Origin of the sequence: Streptomyces sp. NPDC021224, from assembly GCF_044332905.1 — a bacterium.
GTDB lineage: Bacteria > Actinomycetota > Actinomycetes > Streptomycetales > Streptomycetaceae > Actinacidiphila.
Genome location: NZ_JBIRPW010000014.1, coordinates 176,796 through 199,997 on the forward strand (window position 1 = coordinate 176,796; position 23,202 = coordinate 199,997).

General features: G+C 75.8%; 21 protein-coding genes and 1 tRNA gene. 9 read left to right on the top strand and 13 right to left on the bottom strand.

Annotation, left to right across the window (positions count from 1 at the left end):
- Nucleotides 1–145 precede the first annotated feature (145 nt).
- Both ACH4PY_RS28660 and ACH4PY_RS28665 read left to right on the top strand, forming a co-directional pair.
- On the top strand, nt 146–733 hold the full coding sequence (locus tag ACH4PY_RS28660; RefSeq protein WP_398189039.1) for a heme-binding protein: 588 nt from the start codon (nt 146–148) through the stop codon (nt 731–733).
- Nucleotides 734–850: 117 nt separating this feature from the next.
- Entirely contained in the window at nt 851–1,447 is a 597-nt protein-coding gene (locus ACH4PY_RS28665; protein WP_398189042.1) for an ankyrin repeat domain-containing protein, read from the top strand.
- Between the two features lie 69 nt (nt 1,448–1,516).
- On the opposite strand, the gene ACH4PY_RS28670 is transcribed toward ACH4PY_RS28665, so the two are convergent.
- The 5 genes from ACH4PY_RS28670 to ACH4PY_RS28690 form a co-directional block, all read right to left on the bottom strand.
- Nucleotides 1,517–2,539: a DUF3533 domain-containing protein gene (locus ACH4PY_RS28670; RefSeq protein WP_398189138.1), complete on the bottom strand. Its 1,023-nt coding sequence runs from the start codon at nt 2,537–2,539 to the stop codon at nt 1,517–1,519.
- A 356-nt stretch (nt 2,540–2,895) separates the two neighbouring features.
- Nucleotides 2,896–3,456, bottom strand: a complete 561-nt coding sequence (locus ACH4PY_RS28675) for a nitroreductase family protein (RefSeq protein ID WP_398189045.1) — start codon at nt 3,454–3,456, stop codon at nt 2,896–2,898.
- A complete protein-coding gene (locus ACH4PY_RS28680; protein ID WP_398189049.1) occupies nt 3,453–3,773 on the bottom strand; it encodes a hypothetical protein in 321 nt (106 codons plus the stop codon). The genes ACH4PY_RS28675 and ACH4PY_RS28680 overlap by 4 nt, the downstream gene beginning before the upstream one ends.
- Nucleotides 3,774–3,879: 106 nt before the next feature.
- Complete coding sequence (locus ACH4PY_RS28685) at nt 3,880–4,146, bottom strand: metal-sensitive transcriptional regulator (protein WP_031515006.1); 267 nt, start codon at nt 4,144–4,146, stop codon at nt 3,880–3,882.
- 97 nt (nt 4,147–4,243) lie between these two features.
- Nucleotides 4,244–4,777 carry a DUF6328 family protein gene (locus ACH4PY_RS28690; RefSeq protein ID WP_398189052.1) on the bottom strand — a complete coding sequence of 178 codons (534 nt, stop codon included), beginning with the start codon at nt 4,775–4,777 and terminating at the stop codon, nt 4,244–4,246.
- A gap of 410 nt (nt 4,778–5,187) precedes the next feature.
- Between ACH4PY_RS28690 and ACH4PY_RS28695 the strand changes: the two genes are divergently transcribed.
- A complete protein-coding gene (locus ACH4PY_RS28695) occupies nt 5,188–8,214 on the top strand; it encodes a beta-galactosidase (RefSeq protein ID WP_398189055.1) in 3,027 nt (1,008 codons plus the stop codon).
- Nucleotides 8,215–8,280: 66 nt separating this feature from the next.
- On the opposite strand, the gene fahA is transcribed toward ACH4PY_RS28695, so the two are convergent.
- Nucleotides 8,281–9,516, bottom strand: coding sequence for a fumarylacetoacetase (gene fahA / locus ACH4PY_RS28700; RefSeq protein ID WP_398189057.1), 1,236 nt, complete (start codon nt 9,514–9,516; stop codon nt 8,281–8,283).
- A gap of 322 nt (nt 9,517–9,838) precedes the next feature.
- Between fahA and ACH4PY_RS28705 the strand changes: the two genes are divergently transcribed.
- The gene (locus tag ACH4PY_RS28705) at nt 9,839–11,248 is read left to right on the top strand and encodes an SDR family NAD(P)-dependent oxidoreductase (RefSeq protein ID WP_398189142.1); all 1,410 of its coding nucleotides are present in this window, start codon (nt 9,839–9,841) and stop codon (nt 11,246–11,248) included.
- A gap of 22 nt (nt 11,249–11,270) precedes the next feature.
- Here ACH4PY_RS28705 and ACH4PY_RS28710 read toward each other — a convergent pair whose 3' ends face one another.
- Nucleotides 11,271–11,891: a VOC family protein gene (locus ACH4PY_RS28710; protein ID WP_398189060.1), complete on the bottom strand. Its 621-nt coding sequence runs from the start codon at nt 11,889–11,891 to the stop codon at nt 11,271–11,273.
- A gap of 51 nt (nt 11,892–11,942) precedes the next feature.
- The gene (locus ACH4PY_RS28715; protein WP_398189063.1) at nt 11,943–13,706 is read right to left on the bottom strand and encodes a multicopper oxidase family protein; all 1,764 of its coding nucleotides are present in this window, start codon (nt 13,704–13,706) and stop codon (nt 11,943–11,945) included.
- 339 nt (nt 13,707–14,045) lie between these two features.
- Between ACH4PY_RS28715 and ACH4PY_RS28720 the strand changes: the two genes are divergently transcribed.
- Entirely contained in the window at nt 14,046–15,089 is a 1,044-nt protein-coding gene (locus ACH4PY_RS28720; protein ID WP_398189066.1) for a LacI family DNA-binding transcriptional regulator, read from the top strand.
- A gap of 17 nt (nt 15,090–15,106) precedes the next feature.
- Here ACH4PY_RS28720 and ACH4PY_RS28725 read toward each other — a convergent pair whose 3' ends face one another.
- From ACH4PY_RS28725 to ACH4PY_RS28735, 3 genes are all read right to left on the bottom strand, one after another.
- Nucleotides 15,107–15,505, bottom strand: a complete 399-nt coding sequence (locus tag ACH4PY_RS28725; RefSeq protein WP_398189069.1) for a VOC family protein — start codon at nt 15,503–15,505, stop codon at nt 15,107–15,109.
- A 99-nt stretch (nt 15,506–15,604) separates the two neighbouring features.
- Nucleotides 15,605–16,582 (bottom strand): phosphotransferase, encoded by a 978-nt coding sequence (locus ACH4PY_RS28730; protein ID WP_398189072.1) that lies wholly within the window; start codon nt 16,580–16,582, stop codon nt 15,605–15,607.
- Between the two features lie 106 nt (nt 16,583–16,688).
- A tRNA-Leu gene (locus ACH4PY_RS28735) sits at nt 16,689–16,773 on the bottom strand.
- A 213-nt stretch (nt 16,774–16,986) separates the two neighbouring features.
- On the opposite strand from ACH4PY_RS28735, the gene ACH4PY_RS28740 reads away from it, so the two are divergent.
- The 3 genes from ACH4PY_RS28740 to ACH4PY_RS28750 all read left to right on the top strand — a co-directional run bounded on the left by ACH4PY_RS28740 (nt 16,987) and on the right by ACH4PY_RS28750 (nt 19,677).
- Nucleotides 16,987–18,324: a M20/M25/M40 family metallo-hydrolase gene (locus tag ACH4PY_RS28740; protein WP_398189075.1), complete on the top strand. Its 1,338-nt coding sequence runs from the start codon at nt 16,987–16,989 to the stop codon at nt 18,322–18,324.
- A gap of 148 nt (nt 18,325–18,472) precedes the next feature.
- On the top strand, nt 18,473–18,706 hold the full coding sequence (gene chpH / locus ACH4PY_RS28745; RefSeq protein ID WP_398189078.1) for a chaplin ChpH: 234 nt from the start codon (nt 18,473–18,475) through the stop codon (nt 18,704–18,706).
- A 149-nt stretch (nt 18,707–18,855) separates the two neighbouring features.
- Complete coding sequence (locus ACH4PY_RS28750) at nt 18,856–19,677, top strand: chaplin (RefSeq protein ID WP_398189080.1); 822 nt, start codon at nt 18,856–18,858, stop codon at nt 19,675–19,677.
- A 167-nt stretch (nt 19,678–19,844) separates the two neighbouring features.
- On the opposite strand, the gene ACH4PY_RS28755 is transcribed toward ACH4PY_RS28750, so the two are convergent.
- Nucleotides 19,845–20,033, bottom strand: a complete 189-nt coding sequence (locus ACH4PY_RS28755; protein ID WP_031515032.1) for a DUF5703 family protein — start codon at nt 20,031–20,033, stop codon at nt 19,845–19,847.
- Nucleotides 20,034–20,080: 47 nt separating this feature from the next.
- Between ACH4PY_RS28755 and ACH4PY_RS28760 the strand changes: the two genes are divergently transcribed.
- Nucleotides 20,081–20,689 (top strand): hypothetical protein, encoded by a 609-nt coding sequence (locus tag ACH4PY_RS28760; RefSeq protein ID WP_398189083.1) that lies wholly within the window; start codon nt 20,081–20,083, stop codon nt 20,687–20,689.
- A gap of 94 nt (nt 20,690–20,783) precedes the next feature.
- On the opposite strand, the gene ACH4PY_RS28765 is transcribed toward ACH4PY_RS28760, so the two are convergent.
- The gene (locus ACH4PY_RS28765) at nt 20,784–23,180 is read right to left on the bottom strand and encodes a helix-hairpin-helix domain-containing protein (protein ID WP_398189086.1); all 2,397 of its coding nucleotides are present in this window, start codon (nt 23,178–23,180) and stop codon (nt 20,784–20,786) included.
- Nucleotides 23,181–23,202 lie beyond the last annotated feature (22 nt).

The following is a 23,202-nucleotide window of genomic DNA, read 5'->3' on the forward strand; positions in this document are numbered from 1 at the left end:
TTCGGACGACCCGGGCGTCCTCCGCCCGGTCCGCCGCGTCGGCCCGGGACGACGACGGGGGAGCGGGCCGCCCGCGCCGACGATGGATTGCGGAGCGCCGGTCCGGCGGCTCCTCCGAAGCCCCCGATCCCTGGAGACACCCGTCATGCAGCAGGTCAAGAAGGTCTCGACACGTACTCGCGTGCTCACCGCCGGCGCCGTCGCCGCGGTCGTGATCGGCGGCGTCGGCGCCTGGTCCGCGAGCGCGTCCTCACCGAAGTCCTCACCGGAGGCGGCGACGCAGGCGGCTGCGGCCGCGGCGCCGAAGGCGGACGCGCGCAGCGGAGCCGTCGTGCAGACCGACCACCTCTCGGTCGCCGCCGCCACGAAGGCCGCGCAGGCGGCCCTGGACGCGGCCGAGAAGGCGCACCAGCACGTCTCCGTCGCGGTCGTCGACCGCAACGGCAACACCCTGGTCACGCTGCGCGGCGACGGCGCGGGACCGCAGTCGTACCAGGCCGCGCAGGAGAAGGCCTTCACCGCGGTGTCGTGGAACGCCCCCACCTCCGAGCTGGCCACCCGCCTCGCGCAGGCCCCGACGCTCAAGGACATCCCCGGCACGCTCTTCCTCGCGGGCGGCGCGCCGGCCACGGCCAAGGGCGCCCCGGTCGCGGGCATCGGTGTCGCGGGCGCCCCGTCCGGCACGCAGGACGAGACGTTCGCGCAGGCCGGGGTCGCCGCGCTCGCCCATTGACTGACCGTCCCGCCGGGAAGCGGTGGCGTACGGTGCCTCCCGGTGCCGGGCCCCGGCACCCCGGGGACGACCGCGCCCGGCACCACCACCTCCGCACCGGCAAGGAGCAGCCCACCGATGAACCGACCGGACACCGCACTGCTGGAGGCCGCCGCGAGCGGTGACACCCGCGCGGTGTGCGCCGCGCTCGCCGCAGGGGCCGGCACCGAGGCGCGGGACGCCCACCGGCGCACCCCGCTGCTGCTCGCCGCCCTCGGCGACCATGTCGAGGCCGCCCGCGCGCTGGTCGCGGCGGGCGCCGACCCGGACGCGCAGGACGACCGGGACGACAGCGCCTGGCTGGTCACGGGCGTCACCGGCAGCACGGCCATGATGCGGGTGCTGCTCCCGGCCGGGCCCGACGTGACGCTGACCAACCGCTTCGGCGGTGTCTCCGTCATCCCCGCGAGCGAACGCGGCCACGTGGACTACGTGCGGGCGGTGCTCGCGGAGACGTCGATCGACGTGAACCACGTCAACCGGCTCGGCTGGACGGCGCTGCTGGAGGCCGTCATCCTCGGCGACGGCGGCTGCGCCCACCAGCAGATCGTCGCCCTGCTGCTCGACGCGGGCGCCGATCCGGCGATCGCCGACGGCGACGGTGTCACGCCGCTCGCACACGCCGAGAAGCGCGGCTTCACCCAGATCGCGGCCCTGATCCGCGCGGCGGGCTGACCCCCGGCCGACGGGCCCCCGTTCCCCTGATCCACCGGGGATCGGGGGCCCACCGGGGAACGGGGCCCGTCACACGGCGGGGCGCGCGGCGGACCGGGCGACGAGGGCCCGCCGGGCGCGGCGGCCCCGGACCGCCGACGAGACGATCGCGACCAGGGCGCCGCCCGCCGCCCAGGCCACGAGCACCCAGATCGCCCCGGCGATGCCGTGGCCGTCGAAGTAGACGGTGTTGCGGACCGCCGTGGTGCCCGCGCCGGGCGGCAGGGCCTGGCCGATCGCCCGCCAGAAGGGCGGCAGCAGCGGCCCCGGGTAGACACCGCCCGAGCTGGGGTTGCCGAGGACGGTGAAGATCAGGATGGTCAGGCCCAGGCCGACCGTACCGGCCAGCGACTGCAGGGCGACCCCGGCCGCCGCCGACGCGTAGACGACGAGGGTGCCGATGCCGGCCAGCTCCCAGAAGGCGCCGGGCAGGCAGTTCAGCACCGGCCCCACGATGACCGCGCCCCCGACGCCGGACACGAACGCGTAGGGCAGCATCACCAGCAGCCGCACCAGGATGCGGCGCAGCGTCGGCCGCCGGGAGCCCGCGGCCATGCTCAGCGCGGAGGACGCGAGATAGCCGCCGATCGTCCAGCTCAGCACGAGGTAGAACGACGACAGCCCGCGGAAGTCGCCGGTCGCGGGCGGCCGGATGTCGCGGACGACGACATCGCGGTGCTGGGCGGTGTTGACGGTCCGTACGACCTTGGTGGCCGCGTCGCTCGCGGAGGAGCCCGCGGCGGAGACGACGAGCAGGGTGTCCGCCCTGGCCCGCGGGTCGAGGAGGAGGGCCGCGTCCGTGCGCCGGTCCAGGAGGCGCTGCCGGGCCTGCGCCTCGCCGGTGACGGCGGTCGCGTGCACCGGCTCGCCGGGCAGCGCGTTCAGCCGCGCGACGGCCGTCGGCAGGACGGACGGCGGGGCGGCCACGACGACGGGTACGCGGTGCGGCTTGGGCGCGTGGAAGGCGCCCATGTAGGAGAGCGCGAAACCGAGTTGGAGCAGCAGCACCCCGAAGACGACGAACGCGGACCGCGGGGTGACCGCGTCCCGCAGCTCCCGTACGACCCCGAGCAGCCCCCCGACCCCTTGCGCCTCGGCCGGGTCGTAGGGCTCGCCGAACCCACCGGTCCCACCGGTCCCACCGGTCCCGCCCGAGCCTGAGCCCGAGCCCGAGTCTGCGCCCGAGCCCCCGTCGCCGCCCGGCGTCCCCGGGCCGCGGGGGTCCTCCGGCGTCGGGCCGGGCTGGTCCGCTCTGTGCGCCACCGTCGCCGCCCTTCCCTCGTACGCCGCCTCCCGGGCCCACGGCCGGGGTCGTCATAGCGTCGTTCGGGCAGGGGGCGGGTCGGTGCGGGCGCGCCCGCACGCGCGGCCCGGCCCAGCCGTTCGGCCCAGCCGCGCCGGGTCCGCCGCTACTGCGGCAGCGCCCAGGGCGCCGCGCGCAGGTCGGCGACGGTACGGCGGGTGCGCCCGGCGCGCGGCGCCTCGGCGGGCCTGCCGACGGCGACCATCGTGACGACCTCCCACCCGGGGCCGGGCTGCAGCTCGGCCGTGAGCTTCTCCAGGTCGAACGCGCGGAACTGGTGTGCGGCCAGCCCCATCGCCTGCGCCTGGAGCGTCAGATGCGCGACGGACTGCCCCAGGTCGTAGTCCGCGAACTCGGAGTAGAGCAGCCCGCTGTCCTCCACGCGGCGGTGCGCGAGGGTGACGACGAGCAGCCCGGCGTCCACCGCCCAGCGGGCGGAGCTGCGCGCGAGATGGGGCAGGATCCGTGCGTGGTCCGGCTCGCCGGGGCGGGCGGCGACGTACGCCCAGGGCTGCGAGTTCCCCGCGGAGGGCGCCCACCGGGCGGCCTCCAGCAGGAGATCGACGGCACGGTCGTCCAGCACGCCCGACGGGTCGAACGCCGACGGGCTGAAGCGGCCGGCGAGCAGCGGGTGGAGGTCGTCGAGCGGCGGCTGATCACGGTTCACGCCGCCTCCAACCGGCGGCCGCCCGGCGGTATTCCGCTATCCGGCGGCAGCCTCCGGGGCGTGCGCCGCGTCCTGCCCCGACTCCGGGGCGGCCCCGGCGTCCTGCCCCTGCGCGGCCAGGGCACGGCGGCGCCGGCGAGGACCAGCGTCACTTCGAGGCCGAGCAGGCGGCCGGAGTTGCTGCCGTCGTAGAGGGAGTGCCAGGCGGCGCCGTCGTCGTATCCGCCGTCGGCGGAGGCGCCGTGGGCCAGGTCGGTGAGCACCGCGGGGACGGCGAGCGCGCCGAGTACGGCCGCGGCGGCCGGCCGCGCGGTCACGGCGAAGGTCCCCGGGGTCCGGGGAAGCGCGGGCGCCCGGGGGGGTGCGGATGCCGCGCCGGGTCAGGGCGGGGTCGCGCCAGGATCAGGCAAGGCCGGGCGAAGGTCAGGCCAGGGTCAGGAAGAGCTTCTCCAGCTCCGCCTCGGACATGGGCGGCTGGTTCTCGTCCGCCGCCGTCATGCACTGCCGCATGCCGCTCGCGATGATCTTGAAGCCCGCCCGGTCCAGCGCGCGGGAGACGGCGGCGAGCTGGGTGACCACGTCCTTGCAGTCCCGGCCCGCCTCTATCATCGCGATGACCCCGGAGAGCTGCCCCTGGGCCCGCCGCAAACGGTTGAGGACCGACTGCACCGCGTCCTCGTCCACCGCCATCCCCATGGCCGCCACTCCTCTCGTCCGGCAACCGTCCAGCGGTCCAGTGTACCCCCGGGGGTATGGAAGCAGGGGGCCCGCGGACCGGCCGCCGCGCTCAGCCCTGCCGCACCGCGGCCGCCTGCCGGGCCCGCCGCACCGCCCACAGCGGCACCGCGAGCCAGCACAGCGCGAACCACAGCACGAGCCCCCCGGCCAGCCATCCGGCGAGCGCGTCCGGCACCACCAGACGCAGGACCAGCAGCAGCGAGCAGGTCATCGTGCACAGCAGCAGGAACAGGCCGAGCACGGTCAGCCGCGAGGCCCAGACGACCGTCTCGGGCTTGAGGTGGTGGCCGGTCAGCAGGCGGTGCATCGCCGCCGGGCCCACCAGCGCCCCGGTCGTCGCGGCGCCCAGCACGACCGAGGTCGCGTACAGGTGCCGCTCGGTGGCGGACAGCTGGGCGAAGCGCTGCTGGAAGGCGACGGTGAGCAGGAAGCCGAAGAGGATCTGCACGCCGGTCTGCGCGACCCGCAGCTCCTGGAGCAGATCCGACCAGCGGCGGTCCGCCCGCTCCTCCACGGTCTCGTCACGCCCCGCGGCCGCCGGGTCCGCCGCGGCCTCCTGCCCCCCGGGCGGGTGTTCCGTCATCGCGTGTGCTCCCTTCCGTGCCGGGGCGCCGGGCCGGGTGCCCGCCTGACTGAATCTGCCCCGGTCCGCCGGGTCCACCGGCCCGCCGCGCCGCGAATGGTCGAAAGTGTCGCGTCATGGACTCGTGCGCGTCGCCTCGATGATTGAACACGTTTGAACGCGATGTGTTTTTCCGGCCCCCTCCGCGCCCGGGGACGGTCTGCCGCACCGGCTCCCACCTGCGAGGAGCGTCGTACTCAAAGGGGTGCCCGGCGTGCGATCGTCCACCCGTCACCTGCGCGCTCCTGGGGGATTATGTGCGAAAGTCTTGCGCGCCGACCCGGCCGAAGTTACGTTTCCGCGGCAACAGCCTCCCGCACCCCGGGCACCCCCGTGCCCCGCACCGCCCTGTCGCCGAAGGGAATCCCCCCGTGGAACTGTCCCGCCGCACCTTCACCGCTCTGACCAGCGGCACGGCCGCCGCCCTCGCCCTGCCGGCCGTCGGCCACGCCACCGCCGCGGACGCCCCGGCGGCCCACGCCCCCGCCTCCGCGCCCGCCCCCGCCGGGCCGCTGCCCCGCCCCGCCGCCGACGGCAGGACCCACACCGTCGGCTTCGACCGCTACTCACTGCTGATCGACGGCCGCCGTGTCCCGCTCTGGTCCGGCGAGGTGCACCCCTTCCGGCTGCCCAGTCCCTCCCTGTGGCGCGACGTCCTGCAGAAGATGGCCGCCAACGGCTACAACGCCGTCAGCATCTACGCCGCCTGGAACGTCCACTCGCCCGCGCCCGGCTCCTACGACTTCACCGGCGTCCGCGACCTCGACCGCTTCCTGGACCTGGCCGCCGAAGCCGGGCTGTACGTCATCGCGCGCCCCGGCCCGTACATCAACGCCGAGGTGGACGCGGGCGGTTACCCGGCCTGGCTGGCGACGACGCCCGGCCGCGCCCGCACCAGCGACCCCGGCTACCTCGCCCACGCCGACGAGTGGCTCACCGCCGTCGACGCCGTGATCGCCCGCCACCTCCACACCACGGGCCGCGGCACGGTCGTGCTCTACCAGCTGGAGAACGAGTACGCCTCCTACGTCGCCAGCGCCACCGGCCAGGACTACATGGCCCACCTCTACGCCAAGGTGCGCGCCGACGGCATCGACGTCCCGCTCTTCCACAACGACAAGGGCCGCAACGGCTACTGGGCCCCCGGCGGCTTCGACACCGGAGGCGAGCAGGGCCGCTACCTCTACGCCTTCGACGGCTACCCCTCGCCCAGCGGCCTCGCCCCCGACTGGGGCTACTTCGGCACCGGCGGTGCCAAGGGCGGCGCGACCGCGAGCCCCGACACCCCCGGCTTCATGGCGGAGTTCGGCGGCGGCTGGTTCGACCCGTGGGGCGGCGCGGAATTCGGCGGCCTCGGCTACGCCGAATCCCGCAGGACCCGCGACGCGGCCTTCGAACGGCGCTTCTACCTCACCAACCTCGCCAACGGCATCAAGATCCACAACGTCTACATGACCTTCGGCGGCACCTCGTGGGGCTGGCTCCCCGCCCCCGTCGTCTACACCTCCTACGACTACGGCGCCGCCATCGACGAGGCCCGCAACCAGACACCCAAGCTGCTGCCGATGCGGCAGATCGGCGCCATGCTCGCCGCCTTCCCCGACCTCGGGCAGCTGGACCGCGCGGACGACGTGACCGCGACCCCCGTCACCGGCGGCGCCGTCCGCGTCTACCACCTGACGAGCCCCGACCGCGGCTCCCACCTGTACTTCCTGCGCAACGACGGCAGCGCCGACGCCACCTGCACGCTGCCCGTGACGACCGCCGCCGGGGAGCTGACCGTGCCCGCCGCGCCCGGCGGGCTGCGGGTCACCGGCAAGGACATGAAGGTCGTCGCCGCCAACCTCTCGCTCGGCCGCCGCGCCCTGCTCTACACCACCGCCCAGCCCATGTGGCGCGCCGCGGGCCGCGCGCAGGACCTCGCGCTGCTCACCGGCCGCCCCGGCGACCCCGTCGAGACCGTGCTGCTGTGCCGCACCCGCCCCACCGTGACCGTCACCGACGGCTCCGCCGAGACCAGCTGGGACGCGGACGCCGGCACGCTGCGGATCAACGCCGTCCTCGACGGCCTCACCCGCGTCCGTGTCGAGGACGGCGGCAGCGCCACCCCCCTGCTGCTGCTCCTGGCCGACGACACCGCGGCCGCCACCCTCTGGCCGCGCACCACCGAAGCGGGCCCGCTGCTCGTCCGCGGCCCCGCCCTCGTCCGCTCCGCCCGCGTCCACGGCGTCAACCTCGACCTGACCGGCGACACCGACGCCCCCGCCCCGCTGGAGGTGTGGGCCCCGGACGGCGTCAAGCACGTCGACTGGAACGGCTTGCGCGCCGCCACCCGCACCACCCGCGACGGCAGCCTCGCCGCCACCGCCCAGCTCCCCGGCCCCCGCCCGGTGCGGCTGCCCGAGCTGACCGGCTGGCGGTACGCGGCGGAGAACCCGGAGTCCGCGCCCGGCTTCGACGACCGCCGCTGGCGCACCTGCGACCTCACCACCTCGCACAGCTCCACCGCGCTGCCCGCCGGCCAGCCCGCCGTGCTCTTCGCCGACGACTACGGCTGCTACTACGGCGACGTCTGGTACCGCGCCCAGGTCGGCGACGCGGCCGACGCCGAGACGCTGTCGCTCACCTACCAGGGCGGCACTCTCGGCCTGCTGATGGCCTGGTGGGACGGCCACCCGCTCGGCACCCACCGGCTGCCGACCCCGGCCAAGGCCCAGGACACCGTCGCGAGCTGGACCGGCACCGCCGACTTCGCCGTCCCCGCCGACCTGCGCGGCGCGGGCCCGCACACCGTCGCCGTGCTGGTGCGCCCGATGGCCCACGCCGAGGACGGCGGCGCCAACGACGCCTTCAAGGCCGCCCGCGGCCTGCTCGCCGCGACCCTCGACGGCGCCCCGCTGACCTGGCGCATCCAGGGCGCGGCCGGGCTCGACACCGTCCGCGGCGTGCTCAACACCGGCGGCCTGTACGGGGAGCGCTCCGGCTGGCACCTGCCCGGCTTCCCTGACGAGCGGTGGACGCCGGTGGACCTGCCGCACACCGTGACCCGGCAGGGCGTCAGCTGGTACCGCACGGACTTCCGGCTCGATATCGACCCCGGCACGGACGCGTCGATCGGCCTGACCCTGACCGACGACCCGTCCCGCGCCTACCGCGTGCAGATCTTCCTCAACGGCTGGAACCTCGGCCAGTACGCCAACGACGTCGGCCCGCAGCACACCTTCGTGCTGCCGAACGGCGTCCTGCGCACCCGCGGCTCCAACAGCCTCGCGCTGGCCGTCCTCGCCGACGGCACCACCCCGGCGGGCCTGCCGCTGCCCGAGTTGACGCTGCTCGGCGCGGTCGCGGGCGGCGTCCCCGTCGAGGACGTCCCCGCCCCCGGCCACCGCGGGCGCTGATTCCGTGCGGTCCGGCACCCGGCACCTGGTGCCGGGCCGCACGGCCTCCCCGGGCGGCGGGAGCGGTCAGCGCGCGGGTTCGACGCGCCCGGCCACCTCGCCGAGGCCCACCGGGACACCGTCCGGGCCCGCGGCCGTCGCCGTGATGACGACCTCGTCGCCGTCCTCCAGGAAGGCCCGGCGGGAGCCGTCGGGCAGCTCCACCGGCCGCGTCCCGCCGTGCGTCAGCTCGATGAGCGCCCCGACCTGGTCCGGCGCGGGCCCGCTGACCGTGCCGGACGCGAACAGGTCGCCGGGGCGCAGGCTCGCGCCGTTCACCGTCAGGTGCGCCAGCATCTGCGCGTACGTCCAGTACATCGACGCGAAGGGCGGCCGGGTGACGGTGTGGCCGTTCAGCCGCAGCTCCATCGCGATGTCCAGGCCGCACGGCGGCTGCGCGCCCGCGTCGTCCAGGTAGGGCAGCAGCGGCGTGTCCCGCGGCGGCGGGGCGGTACGGGCGTGGGCCAGCGCCTCCAGCGGCACCACCCACGCGGACACCGACGTCGCGAAGGACTTCCCCAGGAAGGGGCCGAGCGGCACGTATTCCCACGCCTGGACGTCACGCGCCGACCAGTCGTTGAGCAGGCACACACCGAAGACGTGCTCGTCCGCGTCGGCCATCGCGACCCGGCCGCCGCGCGGCGACGCGCCCCCCACCACGAAGCCCAGCTCCACCTCGACGTCCAGCCGCAGCGACGGCCCGTACGAGGGCGCGTCCTCGCCCGCCGCCCTGCGCTGCCCGCACGGCCGCGGCACCGGCGAGCCCGACACGACGACCGTGCCCGCGCGGCCGTGGTAGCCGATCGGCAGGTGCTTCCAGTTCGGGGTGAGCGGATCGGCGGCGTCGGGCCGGAAGATCCGGCCGACGTTCGCGGCGTGGTGCTCGGAGGCGTAGAAGTCGACGTAGTCGGCGACCTCGAAGGGCAGATGCGGCACCGCCTGCGCGAGCGGCACCAGCAGCGGGGCGACCGCGGCCGCGTGCTCCGGCTCCGTCAGCCACCGCGTGACCGCCGCCCGCACCCGCGTCCACACCGGCCGCCCGGCGGCCAGCAGCGGGTTCAGCACCGGCGCCGACAGCAGCGCCACCACCTGCCCCGGGGCCCCCACCGCCCGCGCCGCGGCCCCCGCGTCCAGCACGTGCCCGCCGTAGCGCACCCCGATCCGGGGCGCTGGGTCCGCGGCGGTCGAATACACCCCGTAGGGCAGGTTGTGCGGCCCGAACGGATCGTCGAGCGGGACGGACAGCGGGTTCGCGGTGTTCAACGGACCTCCTGCGCGGGGCGGCGGCAACGCCCCGAGGCTACCGCCGGGGAGCCCGCCGCCGGGTTTGGAGCTGCCCGCAGGTCAAACGTAAAGTCGATCCGATGACCCGGGAGGCGTACCCCGGCGGCACGGGGCCGGCGGGACCGGCGCGGACACGGAGAGCGGCAGCGGCATGACGGCGACCACGCAGGACCTTCACGACCCCGGGCACGAGGACACGATCCCGCCCGCCGAGGCCGCGGAACCCGGTCTGCCCGGCGGCTCCTCCGGCACGGACACCGTGCCCGGCACCGACGACGTGCCCGGTATCGACCCGGCCCGGATGGAGATCTGCCTCGCGGTGCTCGCCGAGCTCGACGGGCTGCCCGTCGACCACCCGGACGCCATCGCGGTACGCCGCGCCACCGCCGGGATCTACCGCACGGTCAAGCAGCGCCGCCGCCAGGAGCGCCGGGCCGCCAAGACCGAGAACGACAAGCGCGTCACCGAGGCCACCGCGACCGGCGCCGCCGACCGCATCGACGACGAGACGCTCGGCATCCGGCTCGCCCCCTCGGTCAGCACCGAGATCGCCGGCATCCTGGAGCGCCCCCGGTCCTGCTACGTCTGCAAGACCCGCTACGTCGAGGTCGACGCCTTCTACCACCAGCTGTGCCCGCCCTGCGCCGCCGAGAACCGGGCCCGCCGCGACGCGCGCACCGACCTCACCGGCCGCCGCGCGCTGCTGACCGGCGGGCGCGCCAAGATCGGCATGTACATCGCGCTGCGGCTGCTGCGGGACGGCGCGCACACGACCGTCACCACGCGCTTCCCGCGCGACGCCGTCCGCCGCTTCAAGGCGATGCCCGACAGCGACCAGTGGATACACCGGCTCAAGATCGTCGGCATCGACCTGCGCGACCCGGCCCAGGTCGTCGCGCTCGCCGACTCCGTGGCCGCCCGGGGCCCGCTGGACATCCTCATCAACAACGCCGCCCAGACCGTACGCCGCTCCGAGGCCGCCTACCGCGAGCTGGTCACCGCCGAGTCCGCGCCGCTGCCCGCGGGCGAGCTGCCCGGCACCGAGGTCTTCGGCGCCTTCGGCAGCGGGGCCCGCACCGCCGCCGCGCTGCCCGCCCCGCGCAACGGCCGCGGGCTCACCGCCGAGGACGTCACGGGCCTCGCGCTGGTCAGCGGCTCCGCGTCGCTCGCCCGTATCGAGGCCGGCACCGCGATCGACGCGGGCGGCCTCGTCCCCGACCTGGACCCCACCAACACCTGGGTCCAGACGGTCGGCGAGGTCGATCCGGTGGAGCTGCTGGAGGTCCAGCTCTGCAACACCACCGCGCCCTTCATCCTCGTCAGCCGGCTGCGCCCGGCGATGGCCGCGGCGGCGGCCCGGCGCAAGTACGTCGTCAACGTCTCCGCGATGGAGGGGCAGTTCTCCCGCGGCTACAAGGGCGCCGGACACCCGCACACCAACATGGCGAAGGCCGCGCTCAACATGCTCACCCGCACCAGCGCCAAGGAGATGCTGGAGAAGGACGGCATCCTCATGACCGCCGTCGACACCGGCTGGATCACCGACGAGCGCCCGCACCCCGACAAGATCCGCCTCGCCGCGGAGGGCTTCCACGCCCCCCTCGACCTCGTCGACGGCGCCGCCCGCGTCTACGACCCGATCGTGCGCGGCGAACTCGGCGAGGACCTCTACGGCTGCTTCCTGAAGGACTACGCCCCCGCCGCCTGGTGAGCCGTCCCGCCGCCCCGGCTTCCTAGGCGCCGACCTCGAACTCGTTGCCCTCGGGGTCGGCGCGCTCTCCGGCGCGGCCGGGCGGTTCGGCGGCGAGCCGCAGCCGCAGCCGGTTCGCACCGGTCTTCGGCGCCGCGGGCGGGCCCATCACCAGCGGGGGTGCGACACCCGCGGGATCGCGCAGGCACACCCCCCACGCACCGCTCTCGGCGACCGGCCACCCGGTCGCGGCGGACCAGAAGCGGCCCTGCGCCTGCGCGTCCGCCGCGTCCAGGCATATCTGCGCGAGCACCGCGTCCGGCGCCCCGCGGTGCTCGGGCAGCACGCACAGCTCGTTGCCCTCGGGATCGGCCAGCACCTCCCAGGGCACGTCACCCTGCCCGATGTCGGCCCGCACCGCCCCGAGCGCCAGCAGCCGCCGCACCACCGCCTCCTGCCCGGCGCCCCCGGCGAGGTCCAGGTGCAGCCGGTTCTTGCCGCGCTTGGCCCCCGCCCCGCCGCTGAACCGCAGCTCCGGCCCGCCCCCCGGCGGACGCACCACCGTGCCGTCCTCCACCGGGCACCCGAGCGCCTCGGCCCAGAACCGCGCGAGCCCGCCCGGATCCACCGCGTCGACCACGACCGCGACCACACCGCCGGCCACCGCCACCACCCCCGTGCTCGATCTTCTTCTGCGACGAGCCTAGAGGGAGGGTCAGACAGTCAGCCGGTAGCGGGCCATCATGCAGTCGTCCTCGTGGTCGAGGATGTGGCAGTGCCAGACGTAGCCGCGCAGGCTCATGCCGTCCAGGGCGGTGAAGGCGGCGTCGGGGTCGAAGCCGAGTTCGGCGGCGTCGGGGAAGCGGACCAGGACCCGGGTGACGGTGGCGGGCGGGCAGGCGACGGTGTCCTTCAGACCCGTCTCCCAGGGGGAGGGCGGCTGGGCGGCGCCGAGGAGGTAGGCGTCGGGGGAGGGGCGCCAGGGGGTGCCCGCGGCCGGGCGGGGGTTGGCCCGCACGTAGGACTCGATGTCGAGGCGCTGCCGGTCCAGGACGCGCATGTGCACCAGGTGCAGGTGCATCGGGTGCGCCTGCGGGGAGACGTTGACGAACTCCCACACCTCCGTCGTGCCCTGCCGCGGGGCGGCGACCGGCCCCTGGTCGTACAGCAGGTTGTCCATCGTCATCCCGGCGGGCGGGTAGCCGGGGACGCGGGCCGGGGTGAGGGTGACGATCCGCCGTGCGGCCGTGGGCTGCGGCGGCGCGGACAGCGCGGCGGGCAGGCCGGGGCCGCCGCGCAGCCGGTCGGGCGGGGGAGAGGAGAAGCCGCGCACCCCGGTGCCGGTGAAGCGCATGATGTCGGTGGTCGGGCCGATCCCGGTCGCCGCCACCACGTCGGGCGACTCCTGCTGGTCGTTGGTCAGGTCGACGTGCTCGCCCGCCGCGAGCGAACCGAAGTCGACGACCAGGTCCAGGCGTTCGCCGGGGGTGACGCGGACGGAGGTGGTGCGGACCGGGGCGTCCAGCAGCCCGCCGTCCGCGCCGACCACCCAGAAGGGCATCCGGTCGGAGAAGAACAGCCGGTAGGCGCGCGCGTTGGACGCGTTGAGCAGCCGCAGCCGGTAGAAGCCGCGGGCGACCTCCAGATACGGCGACACCACCCCGTTGACGGTCATCGTGTCGCCGAACATCCCGCCCTCCCAGTGCCCCTGCGGCACCGAGCGGGAGGTGCGGAAGACCAGTGAGCCGTTCTCGCCGAAGCGGCGGTCGGCGAGCGTGAGCGGCACCTCGAACTCGCCGCCGGGCAGCCCGAGCGGATTGCCGTCCGTGCCGGTGTCGTACGCGTCGCGCAGCAGGTACTGGCCGGCGAGCCCGGCCACCGCGTTGAGCCGGGTGATGCCCATCGCGTGGTCGTGGTACCAGAGGTGGCCCGCCTGCTGGTCGTTCGGGTGGCGGTAGGTCATGCTGCCGCCCGGCCGGAAGGTGTTCTCGGGGTGGCCGTCCGCCTCCGGCGGGGTCACCGCGCCGTGCAGGTGCACGGAGGTGCGCGGCTGCGTGCGGTCGAGCTCGGACGCGCCCTGGAGCGAGGGATCGACGTCGGCGGCGAACAGGTGCCCGTCGAAGCCGTTGCTGAAGGTCAGCGAGAGGGGCACCCCGCGCTGCGCCTCGATCGTCGGGCCCAGGTAGGGCTGCCCGCCGTACGACCACGTCCGCGCCGTGCCCAGGTCGCGGTGGAAGCGGTGCGTCGCGGGGGCCATGGCCAGCGTCCGGTCGCCGGTGAGCACGGGCGGCACCGGCAGCGCGTCGACGTACGGCGTCAGCTGCGGCGAGGCGAAGGTGAGCTGCCGGGCACCCGGCCGGGGGCTGGGTCCGTGGGCCGTCCCGGCCGCACGGGCGGCCCCTCCCGAGGCGCCGAGCGCCCCGGCGGCGCCGAGTCCGGCGGCGGTGAGCAGCGAGCGACGGGACGGGCCGTTCGGCATGCGGGCTCCTCGGGGGTCGGCGAGGACCGACCATAGGCAGACAAATGACGCATCGTCAACGATATGCCGCCGTGTCCGGCCCGAGGCTCCGCTGCCTGAGGCGTGTTCGGCACGGGGGCCGTTGCGCGGGCGGCGGCGAGGCGGCGGGCGGTACGCGGGGCCTTGTCCGGACGGCACCGCCGGGCCCCGGGCGGTTTCCCCGGGCCCCGCGCGGCGGCCGCGGCGCAGGTCGGGTGGGGCGGCGGGGCGCGCGGACACCCCACCCGGGGCCCGGCGAGGGCGCCCGGCGGGATATTTTCGCGGGGCCGACCCGCGCGGGCGGCGGAGAGGAGGAGTGCCATGGCCGGCACCGGCGAACGCCCCCGCCCCGAGGGGAAGACGCTCGCGGTGATCGCCGCGGAGGCGGGCGTGTCGGTCTCCACCGTCTCCAAGGTCCTGCACGACCGCTCGGACGTCGCCGCCCGCACCCGCGCCAAGGTCCAGCGGCTGCTCGCCCAGCACGGCTACCCCGCGCGCAACGGCCCGGCCGCCACCGCGCTCGCCCCCGGCGGCCTCGTCGACTTCGTCGTCAACGAGATCGACGGCGCCTGGGCCGCCGAGCTGATCCGCGGCGCCGAGGAGGCGCTCGACGCGGTCGGCCTGGGCCTGGTGGTGTCCGCGGCGCACGGCGGCGGCAGCAGCCCGGCCCGCCGCTGGCTGGACTCGCTCGCCGCCCGCCGCACCCTGGGCGCGATCCTGGTCGTCCCCGAACTCGACCAGCACCAGCACCGCGAGCTGCTCCGGCTCGGCATCCCCTTCGCGCTCATCGCCCCGGCCGAGGAGCCGCCGCCCGGCGTGCCGTGGGTCGGCGCCACCAACTGGCCCGGCGGGCTCGCCGCCACCCGGCACCTGATCGGCCTCGGCCACCGCAGGATCGCCGTCATCGGCGGTCCGCCGCAGCGCCTCGCCTCCCGCGCCCGCGTGGACGGCTACCGCTCGGCGCTGGAGGAGGCGGGGCTGCCGTACGACCCGGAGCTGGTCCGCTACGGCGACTTCACCAACGAGCCCGCCTACCGGCACGCCCTCGACCTGCTGCGGCTGCCGGACCGGCCCACCGCCGTCTTCGCCGGCAGTGACCAGCAGGCGCTCAGCACCTACCGCGCCGCGGCGACGCTGGGGCTGCGGGTGCCGGACGACGTGAGCGTCGTCGGCTTCGACGACCTGGCCTTCGCCGACTGGGTCACCCCGCGGCTGACCACCGTACGCACGCCGCTGGCCGACATGGCCGCGCTGGCCGCCGGCATGGTCCTCCAGCTCATCGCGGGCGGGCGCCCCGCCTCCACCCGCGTCGAGGTCGCCAGCGAGCTGGTCGTACGGGAGAGCAGCGGCCCGCCGCCGCGCTGAGGCCGCCCGCGCGGGGGCTACGGCTGCGTCGCGGCCATGAAGAAGATCTCCCAGTGGTGGCCGTCCGGGTCGTAGAAGCTGCGGGTGTGCATCGGGCTGGCCTCCTCGGTGGTCTTCGCCGGACGGGCGCCCGCCGCCTCCGCCGCGTCGCCGATCCGGTCCACCTCCTCGGCCGAGTCCTGCTGCACGGCCACGATGACCTCGGTCACCGCCCCGGTGTCCGCGACGGGGCGGCCGGTGAACGACGTGAAGAACGGCTCCGTCAGCAGCATCACCAGGTTGTCGTCGCCGACGACCATGCACGCGGCGCGCGCGTCGGTGAAGTCCGGGTCGAAGGCGAAGCCGAGCTTCTCGAAGAAGGCCATGGACCTCGGGAGGTCCTGCACGGGGAGGTTGACGAAGATACGGCCGGCCATGGTGTCCGCCTCTGCTCGGGTGCGCTGCGCACGGGTCCGTTACGCAAGGGTGGACCGGCCGCCGCGGCGGAACTCATCGGCCGCCCCGGCCGCGCGGCGTCATTCGCCCAGACGGGCCCGCAGCCACGCCAGCGCCTCCCGGCCCTGCGCCGCCTGGAAGGCCCGCAGGGTCGGCAGCCCCGGCGGCGCCGGGCGGCGGGCGTTGCCGAGCAGGAAGCCGGTGAAGGCGGCGAGCACCGCGGTGACGGCGTCCGGGTCCGCGCCCGCCGCGACCTCGTGCCGCGCGAACAGCCCCTCCGGCGGCGGACCGCCCTGCATCCGCACGCTCGGCAGCATCAGCAGCAGGTCGAACCAGGGTGCGGCGAGGCAGGCCCACGGCCAGTCCACGACCACGACCCGGCCCTGCGGGGTGAGCAGCAGGTTGTCGGCCCGCAGGTCGGCGTGCGCGAGGGTGCCGCCCGCCGCGCCCGCGGCCCACCCGGACTCCAGCTCCGCGAGCGCGGGCAGATTCCGCGCCGCCCACGGGTCGAGGCCCGCGAGGTCGTCGGTGCCCGCCGCGTGGTCCGCGGCGAGGGTTCGCCAGCCCCGGAAGGCGCCGTCCTGCTTCTCGGCGACCGGCGGCGCGGCGACCGGGCTCGGCGTGAGCGCCGCCGCCAGACCGCCGACGGCGGCCAGCACCACCTCCAGCTCGGCCGGCTCCCACGGCTGCGCGGGCAGCCGCCCCTCGACGTCCTCGAAGAGCAGCACCACCCAGCCGTCCAGATCCAGGTCGGCGAGCAGCCGCGGCGCCGGCACCCCGGCCGGAAGACTGCGCGCGACCCGGACCTCGTCCCGGTAGATGCCGGGGCTCTCCGGGTTCTGGGCCGCGCTCACCGCCTTGACGAAGGCCCGCCGCCCGTCCGCGAGCACCAGCCGCGCCGCGACCCCCGGCGAGAACCCGGCACTCTGCGTCCGCGCCCCCGCCACCCGCGCCCCGAGCCGCTCCTCGACCGCGGCCCGCACTCCGGGCGGCACCGCCTCCCACGCCGTCCGCACCCCGCGGGCCGCGGGAGCCGGCACCTTCGCCACGTCGTCCATCCCGGTATCCTCCCGGGCCCCGGGGACGGCGGCGACCGCTTTTCCCTGACGGGCCGGGGCCGGGAAAAAGCAGAAGGACCCCAGATCGACTGGGGTCCTTCGTCAGTGTCCGAGGGGGGACTTGAACCCCCACGCCCGATAAAGGGCACTAGCACCTCAAGCTAGCGCGTCTGCCATTCCGCCACCCGGACGGGTGTGACGTCACGGCCTCCCGGCCGTGGCGACGGGGTAAACCATAGCAAAGATCGAGGGGTGCCGATCACCGCCCGGGGCGGGGGAGGAACGCTGGTCGGGGGCGGGTGCGCCTTGGGCCCGCGCGGGGTCGCGGGGCAGGATGGGGGAGGCGTCCGGCGCGAGCGGCGGACGGTCCGCTATGGGTGAGGGCGACGAGGAGGAGAGGCATCGTGAGCGAGTCACGGCCGGGTGGTGCGGGCGGCGGGGCAGTGAGCGGCGAGGACGAGGTCGCGGCCCTGTGCAGCGAGCTGATCCGCATCGACAGCAGCAACTACGGGGACCACTCCGGGCCCGGCGAGCGCGCCGCGGCCGAATACGTGGCGGAGAAGCTGGCCGAGGTCGGCCTCGAACCGCGGATCTTCGAGTCGCACCCGGGGCGTGCCTCGGTCGTGGCCCGGGTCGAGGGCGAGGACCGCTCGCGTCCCGGACTGCTCATCCACGGCCACACCGACGTCGTCCCCGCCAACGCCGACGACTGGACCCACCACCCCTTCTCCGGCGAGATCGCCGACGGGTGCGTGTGGGGACGCGGCGCGGTCGACATGAAGGACATGGACGCGATGACGCTGGCCGTCGTCCGCGACCGGCTGCGCAGCGGGCGCAAGCCGCCCCGCGACCTCGTCCTCGCCTTCCTCGCGGACGAGGAGGCCGGCGGCACGTACGGCGCGCGCTTCCTCGTCGACAAGTACCCGGACCTCTTCGAGGGCGTGACCGAGGGGATCGGCGAGGTCGGCGGTTTCTCCTTCACCGTCAACGACGACCTGCGCCTCTACCTCATCGAGACCGCGGAGAAGGGCATGCACTGGATGCGGCTCACCGTGGACGGCACCGCCGGACACGGCTCGATGACCAACAAGGACAACGCCATCACCGAGCTGTGCGAGGCCGTGGCACGGCTCGGGCGGCACGAGTTCCCGGTGCGCGTCACCAAGTCCGTGCGCGGCTTCCTCGACGAGCTGTCCGACGCGCTCGGCACCGAGCTGGACCCCGAGGACATGGAGACCACGCTCGCCAAGCTCGGCGGCATCGCCAAGATGATCGGCACCACCCTGCGCAACAGCGCCGCGCCCACCATGCTCGGCGCCGGCTACAAGGTCAACGTCATCCCCGGCCAGGCCACCGCGCACGTCGACGGGCGCTTCCTGCCCGGTTACGAGGAGGAGTTCCTCGCCGACCTCGACCGCATCCTCGGCCCGCGCGTGAAGCGGGAGAGCCTGCACTCCGACAAGGCCGTCGAGACCGACTTCGACGGCGCCCTCGTGGACGCGATGCAGCGCGCGCTGGTCGCCGAGGACCCGGGCGCCCGTGCCGTCCCGTACATGCTCTCCGGCGGCACCGACGCGAAGTCCTTCGACGACCTGGGCATCCGCTGCTTCGGCTTCGCCCCGCTGCGGCTGCCCCCCGAGCTGGACTTCGCCGGGATGTTCCACGGCGTGGACGAGCGCGTGCCGGTGGACGGCCTGCGCTTCGGCGTCCGCGTGCTCGACCGCTTCATCGAACACAGCTGAACGGTCGACCGGGTGTACCCGTACCGGTGGTTTCGTTAGCCGGTACGGGTGAAGGGCCCGGTCCCTTCGTAGCTCCGTTCCTCCCGGTGTCGTTACGACGATGTGGTCCGCAGGCTGGGGCCGCACACGTCCACGAGGAGGAACGAGAATGATCAAGAAGGTCGTCGCCGCCGCGGCTGCCACCGGCGGTCTGGTGCTCGCGGGTGCGGGCATGGCCGTCGCCGACTCCGGCGCGCAGGGCGCCGCGGTGCAGTCCCCCGGTGTGCTCTCCGGCAACGTCGTCCAGATCCCGGTGCACATCCCCGTGAACCTGTGCGGCAACACGATCGACGTGATCGGGCTGCTCAACCCCGCCTTCGGCAACGCCTGCGTCAACCAGTGACGCCGCGGCGGCCGCACCGACGCGGCCGCCGGCTCCGTACCGGCCCCGGGCGCGCACCCGCGCCCCGGGGCCGGTCGGCATTTCACCGCCCTCATGGCGCACGCGCGCAGGGCCGGCGCAGGGGCGAACGTAGAACGAGGAGAACAGCAATGCGACAGGTCGCAACCAAGGGCCTGCTCACCGTGGTCGCCACCGGCGGCGTGCTCGCCGCGACCGGCGGCTTCGCGTACGCCGACGCGGGCGCCGCCGGAGTGGCCGCCGGGTCGCCCGGCGTGGCGTCGGGCAACTCGGTGCAGGTACCGGTGCACGTGCCGGTGAATGTGTGCGGCAACACGATCAACGTGATCGGGCTGCTGAACCCGGTGTTTGGCAACCAGTGCGCCAACACCTCCGCGCCCGCCGCCGGTCCGGCCGGCTCGGGCGCCACCGCGCGCGGCGGCGCCCACGACTCGCCCGGCGTCGGCTCCGGCAACGCGGTGCAGGCGCCGGTCGACGTCCCCGTCAACCTGTGCGGCAACAGCGTGGACGTGGTGGGCCTGCTGAACCCGGCCTTCGGCAACAGGTGCGCGAACGGCGCCACCCCGCCGGGCGACACGAGCAACCCGGGCACGCCGGGCACGCCTGGTACCCCGGGCACACCCGGCACGCCCGGCACGCCGGGAACCCCTGGCACCCCCGGTACTCCGGGAACCCCTGGCACCCCCGGTACTCCGGGCACTCCGGGCACCCCCGGAACTCCCGGTACGCCCACCACCCCGGGCACCCCGACCACCCCGGGGACCCCCACGACGCCGGCCACCCCGACGACGCCGGGCACCCCCACCGGTGAGACCCCGGCCATGCCGCCCGCCGGTGCCACCCTCGCGCACACCGGCGCCGACGGCGCGGCCTTCAGCGCCTTCGCCGCCGGGGCCCTCGTGCTCGGCGGGGCGCTGCTCTACCGCCGCGGCCGCCGTACCGCCCGCGGCTGAGCCGTCGCGGACACGTGAGCGCGTACGCGTCCGCACCCGGCCGCGTACGCGAACGGGCGCCCGCGGGCGCCCCCTCCGTGCGGGCCGCCTCGGCGGCCCGCGCCCAGGCGGCCGGACGCCACGCGCGGGACGGGGCCGTCAGTCGGCCCGGTCCGCCACCGCCGCGCTCACCAGGTGGCCCGCAGCTGGCGGATGATGCGCCGCCGCAGCCGTACCCGCCTGCTCCCGTCGGGGTAGAGACGCAGCCGGTCCAGCTCCCAGTGGCCGTACTCCGCCTCGTCCGTCAACAGGCGCGTCGCGTCCTTGCGGGAGACCCCCCGCGGGACGTACATCTCTCTGAATTCGTATTCCGGCATCGCATCTATTGTGCAAGCAACGCCCCGGTGCGGATAGCGTCTGCCCCATGTCTGATGACGTGCAGCCCACGGCGGCCGAGGTTCGTGCCGCAGTCGAGGCGGTCAAGGCCGCGCTCGACCGGCATCTCGACGCGGTCGAGAAGCGCAGCGGCGAGGACGACCCCGCCGTTCACGAGGCGTTCGAGGCGCTGGCCTCGGCGGCCGAGTCGTATGACGAGTTGCTGTACGAGGTCTACGACGAGGTCACGCCGCTCGAAGTCCCCACCGGCAACTCGATGGCCGACTACGACGGCCCCGAGGAGCCCGAGGCGATCAGCGTGCTGATCCGCCGGGACTACCAGATCGTGGCGCCCGACCGGCTCTTCTCGCAGGCCAGACATGCCAGTGAGGAAACCGACGGATCGGCCACGGCGTCGGTCAACGCCGCTCTCGGGGTGATCTTCGGGGAGTACGAACCCGACGAGATCGCCCAGCGCCACAAGGACTTCGGCCTCGAAGAGGGCGACTCGGCGGTGTGGGTCTGCGCGGCGGAGCCGGCCGAGCCCGGCGAATGGCTGGAAGCGCCGTTCGACCAGGCCGACCCGCACATGGTCATCTGCCGCTTCGACATCAGCGCCTTCTACGACGATGAGCTGACGGCTCTCGACCCGGACTGATCCGGACAGCTCCGGACAGCCCCGGACGCGGTCCGTCCCCGGCACATCGAACGGCCCCGCCCCCTCCGCAGGGGGCGGGGCCGTCGGCGTACGGTCACAGGCCTGCCGTCAGCTCGGCCAGCACCGCCGGGAGACGGGTCGTGCGGGGGGCGGCGGGCGGGCCCGCGACGGCCTGGGCCAGCCGGCCCTCCGCGCCCTGGACCACCGAGAGGTGCCGTTCGCCGCGCCCGAAGGCCGTGTAGAGCCAGGAACGGGTCAGCAGCGGGCCCGCGTCGCCGGGGACCACGACCACGGCGGCGGGCCAGCGCGACGCGGCCGCCTGGTGACCGGTGACAGCCCACCCGTGGCGTACGGCCGAGGCCACGTCCGCGCGCGGGACGACCACCGGGCCGCGCTCGCACTCCAGCCGCAGCCCGTCCGGCTCGGCGCCCGCCACCGTGCCCGGCTCGGCGCGGCCGGGCGCGGGCACGTACACGACCCGGTCGCCCGGGTCGAAGCCGCCGAAACGTCCGGGGCCGGGATTCAGCCGTTCCTTGAGCGCGGCGTTGAGGGCACGCGTGCCGACCGGGCCGCCGTGCCCCGGGGTGATCACCTGGACCTGCGCCCCGGACACGCCGAAGGCCCGCGGCACCGAGTCGGCGACCAGCTGGACCGTACGGTGCACGGCCTCGCGCGGATCGTGCACGGGCACCACCACGACCTCCTTGCCCGGCGCGTCGACCGTGGCCAGCTCGCCGATGCCCACGCACGAGACCAGCTCGCCGATCGGGCCCGGGTCGGGCGTGCGCGACACCACGCGCGGGCAGGAACGGGAGGCCAGCAGATCGGCGAAGACCCGGCCCGGTCCGGCCGACCACAGGGCGTTCGGATCGCCGCTCAGCACCAGCCGCGCACCGTCGGGCAGCGACTCCACGAGCGTCGCGGCCTCCTCGACCGACAGCTGCGGGGCGTCCAGCACCGCGAGCAGATCCAGCGCGAGGCTGCCGTCGGCGGCCCGGCCCGGTCCCTCGGCGCCGGACAGCAGCCCGTCGAGCGTCACGGCCGCCTCCGGCCCCGTGTCCGCCGCGAGCCGGGCGCGGCCGCTGCCGGAGTACGCGGCCGCGTACGCCCGCAGGCCCGCGGCCCGTGCGGCGGCCACCAGCGCGGCGGGCTCGGCGCGCGCCGCCTCGCCGCCGCAGTGCGCGACGAGGCCGCTGCCCGCCGCGGCGCGGATCAGCTCGGCGGCGGAGGGCGTCGGGGCCTCGGACCCGGCCCAGGCCGCCCCGTCGTCCGCGAGGGAGCGCAGGAGGCGGAGGAAGCCCTCGCCGAGGGCCTCCTCGGCCATCGCGTAGCGGTCGAGGGCGAAGAGCACCTCGGGCTCCTCCGTGCCTTCGGCCTCCTCGCCTTCCTCCTCGTCCTCGCCGCCCTCGCGGAACTCCAGCAACTGGCCCTCGGCGACCGCCGCCGCGACCGCGGCCTGCGGCTCCGGCAGCCCGTACCGCCCGAGGGCGGCGAGCAGCTCGGCGGGGGCCAGCGCGGTGTGGCCGTGCAGCGCGGCCTCCTCCAGCGCCCGGGAGACCAGCGCGCGGGCCCGCCGCTCGTCGCCGGGCCCGACGGCTTCGCCGAGCAGGCCGCGCGCGAAGCCGTCCGCCTGCTCGACCCGCACCCCGCCGAGCCCGAGCAGCAGCCACGGATCGTCCCGCAGCTCCTGCGCCGCCCGCTCCCCGAGCACCCGCACGACCCCGCCCGCCAACTCCGCGGGCGCCCCGCCTTCCACCAGCACGGATGCGGCGGCCTCGACCGCCGCGGGGTCGAGCGCGACGGCCTGCGGCACCACCGGCCCGCCGCCCGCGGCGGCGGAGGCCGCGCGCGACCCGCCCTGACCGCCGGAAGCGCCCGTCCTGCCCTGCGCTGTGCGCGTGCCGCGCTCGTCCGCCGCCGTGGCCCCGCCAGGGGCCGCGGGCCCGGTGTCCTGCGCCGCGCTCGCGTCCGGGCCCGTAGCGCCGGGCCCGCGCCCTGCCCCGGGCTCGTCCGCATCCGCCCGCGGCGTGGAGCCGGAGCCGTCGTCCGCCGAGCCCCCCGCCGCTGGCGCGGGAGCCCCGGCACCGTCCTCCGCATCCGCGTCCGCATCCGCATCCGCGTCCGTGCCCGGCGTGGAGCCGGAGCCGTCGTCCGTGGAGCCGTCCGTCCCCGGCGTGGAGACCGAGCCCTCGTCCGCCGGGCCGGAGCCCTCATCCGCGGAGCCCGCGCCCTCGTCCGCCGAGCCCGAGTCGTCCCCGGCCGTACCGTCCTCCGGGGCCGCCGCAGGTGACGGCTCGCCCGTGGTCTCCGCCGCCTCCGCCGCCTCCGCCGCCTGGAGGGCGGCCGCTTCCGCGGCCATCGCCTCACGGCGTCTGCGGCGGGCGGCGGCGGCGTCGCCGCGCGGGGCGGGGGCCGCGGCGTTCTCGCCGCGCTCGATGGAGCGGATCGCCGCCGCGAGGTCGGCGATGCCGGAGGGTTCGGCGGGGGGCATTGCGGCCTCCGTGGGGGGAGCG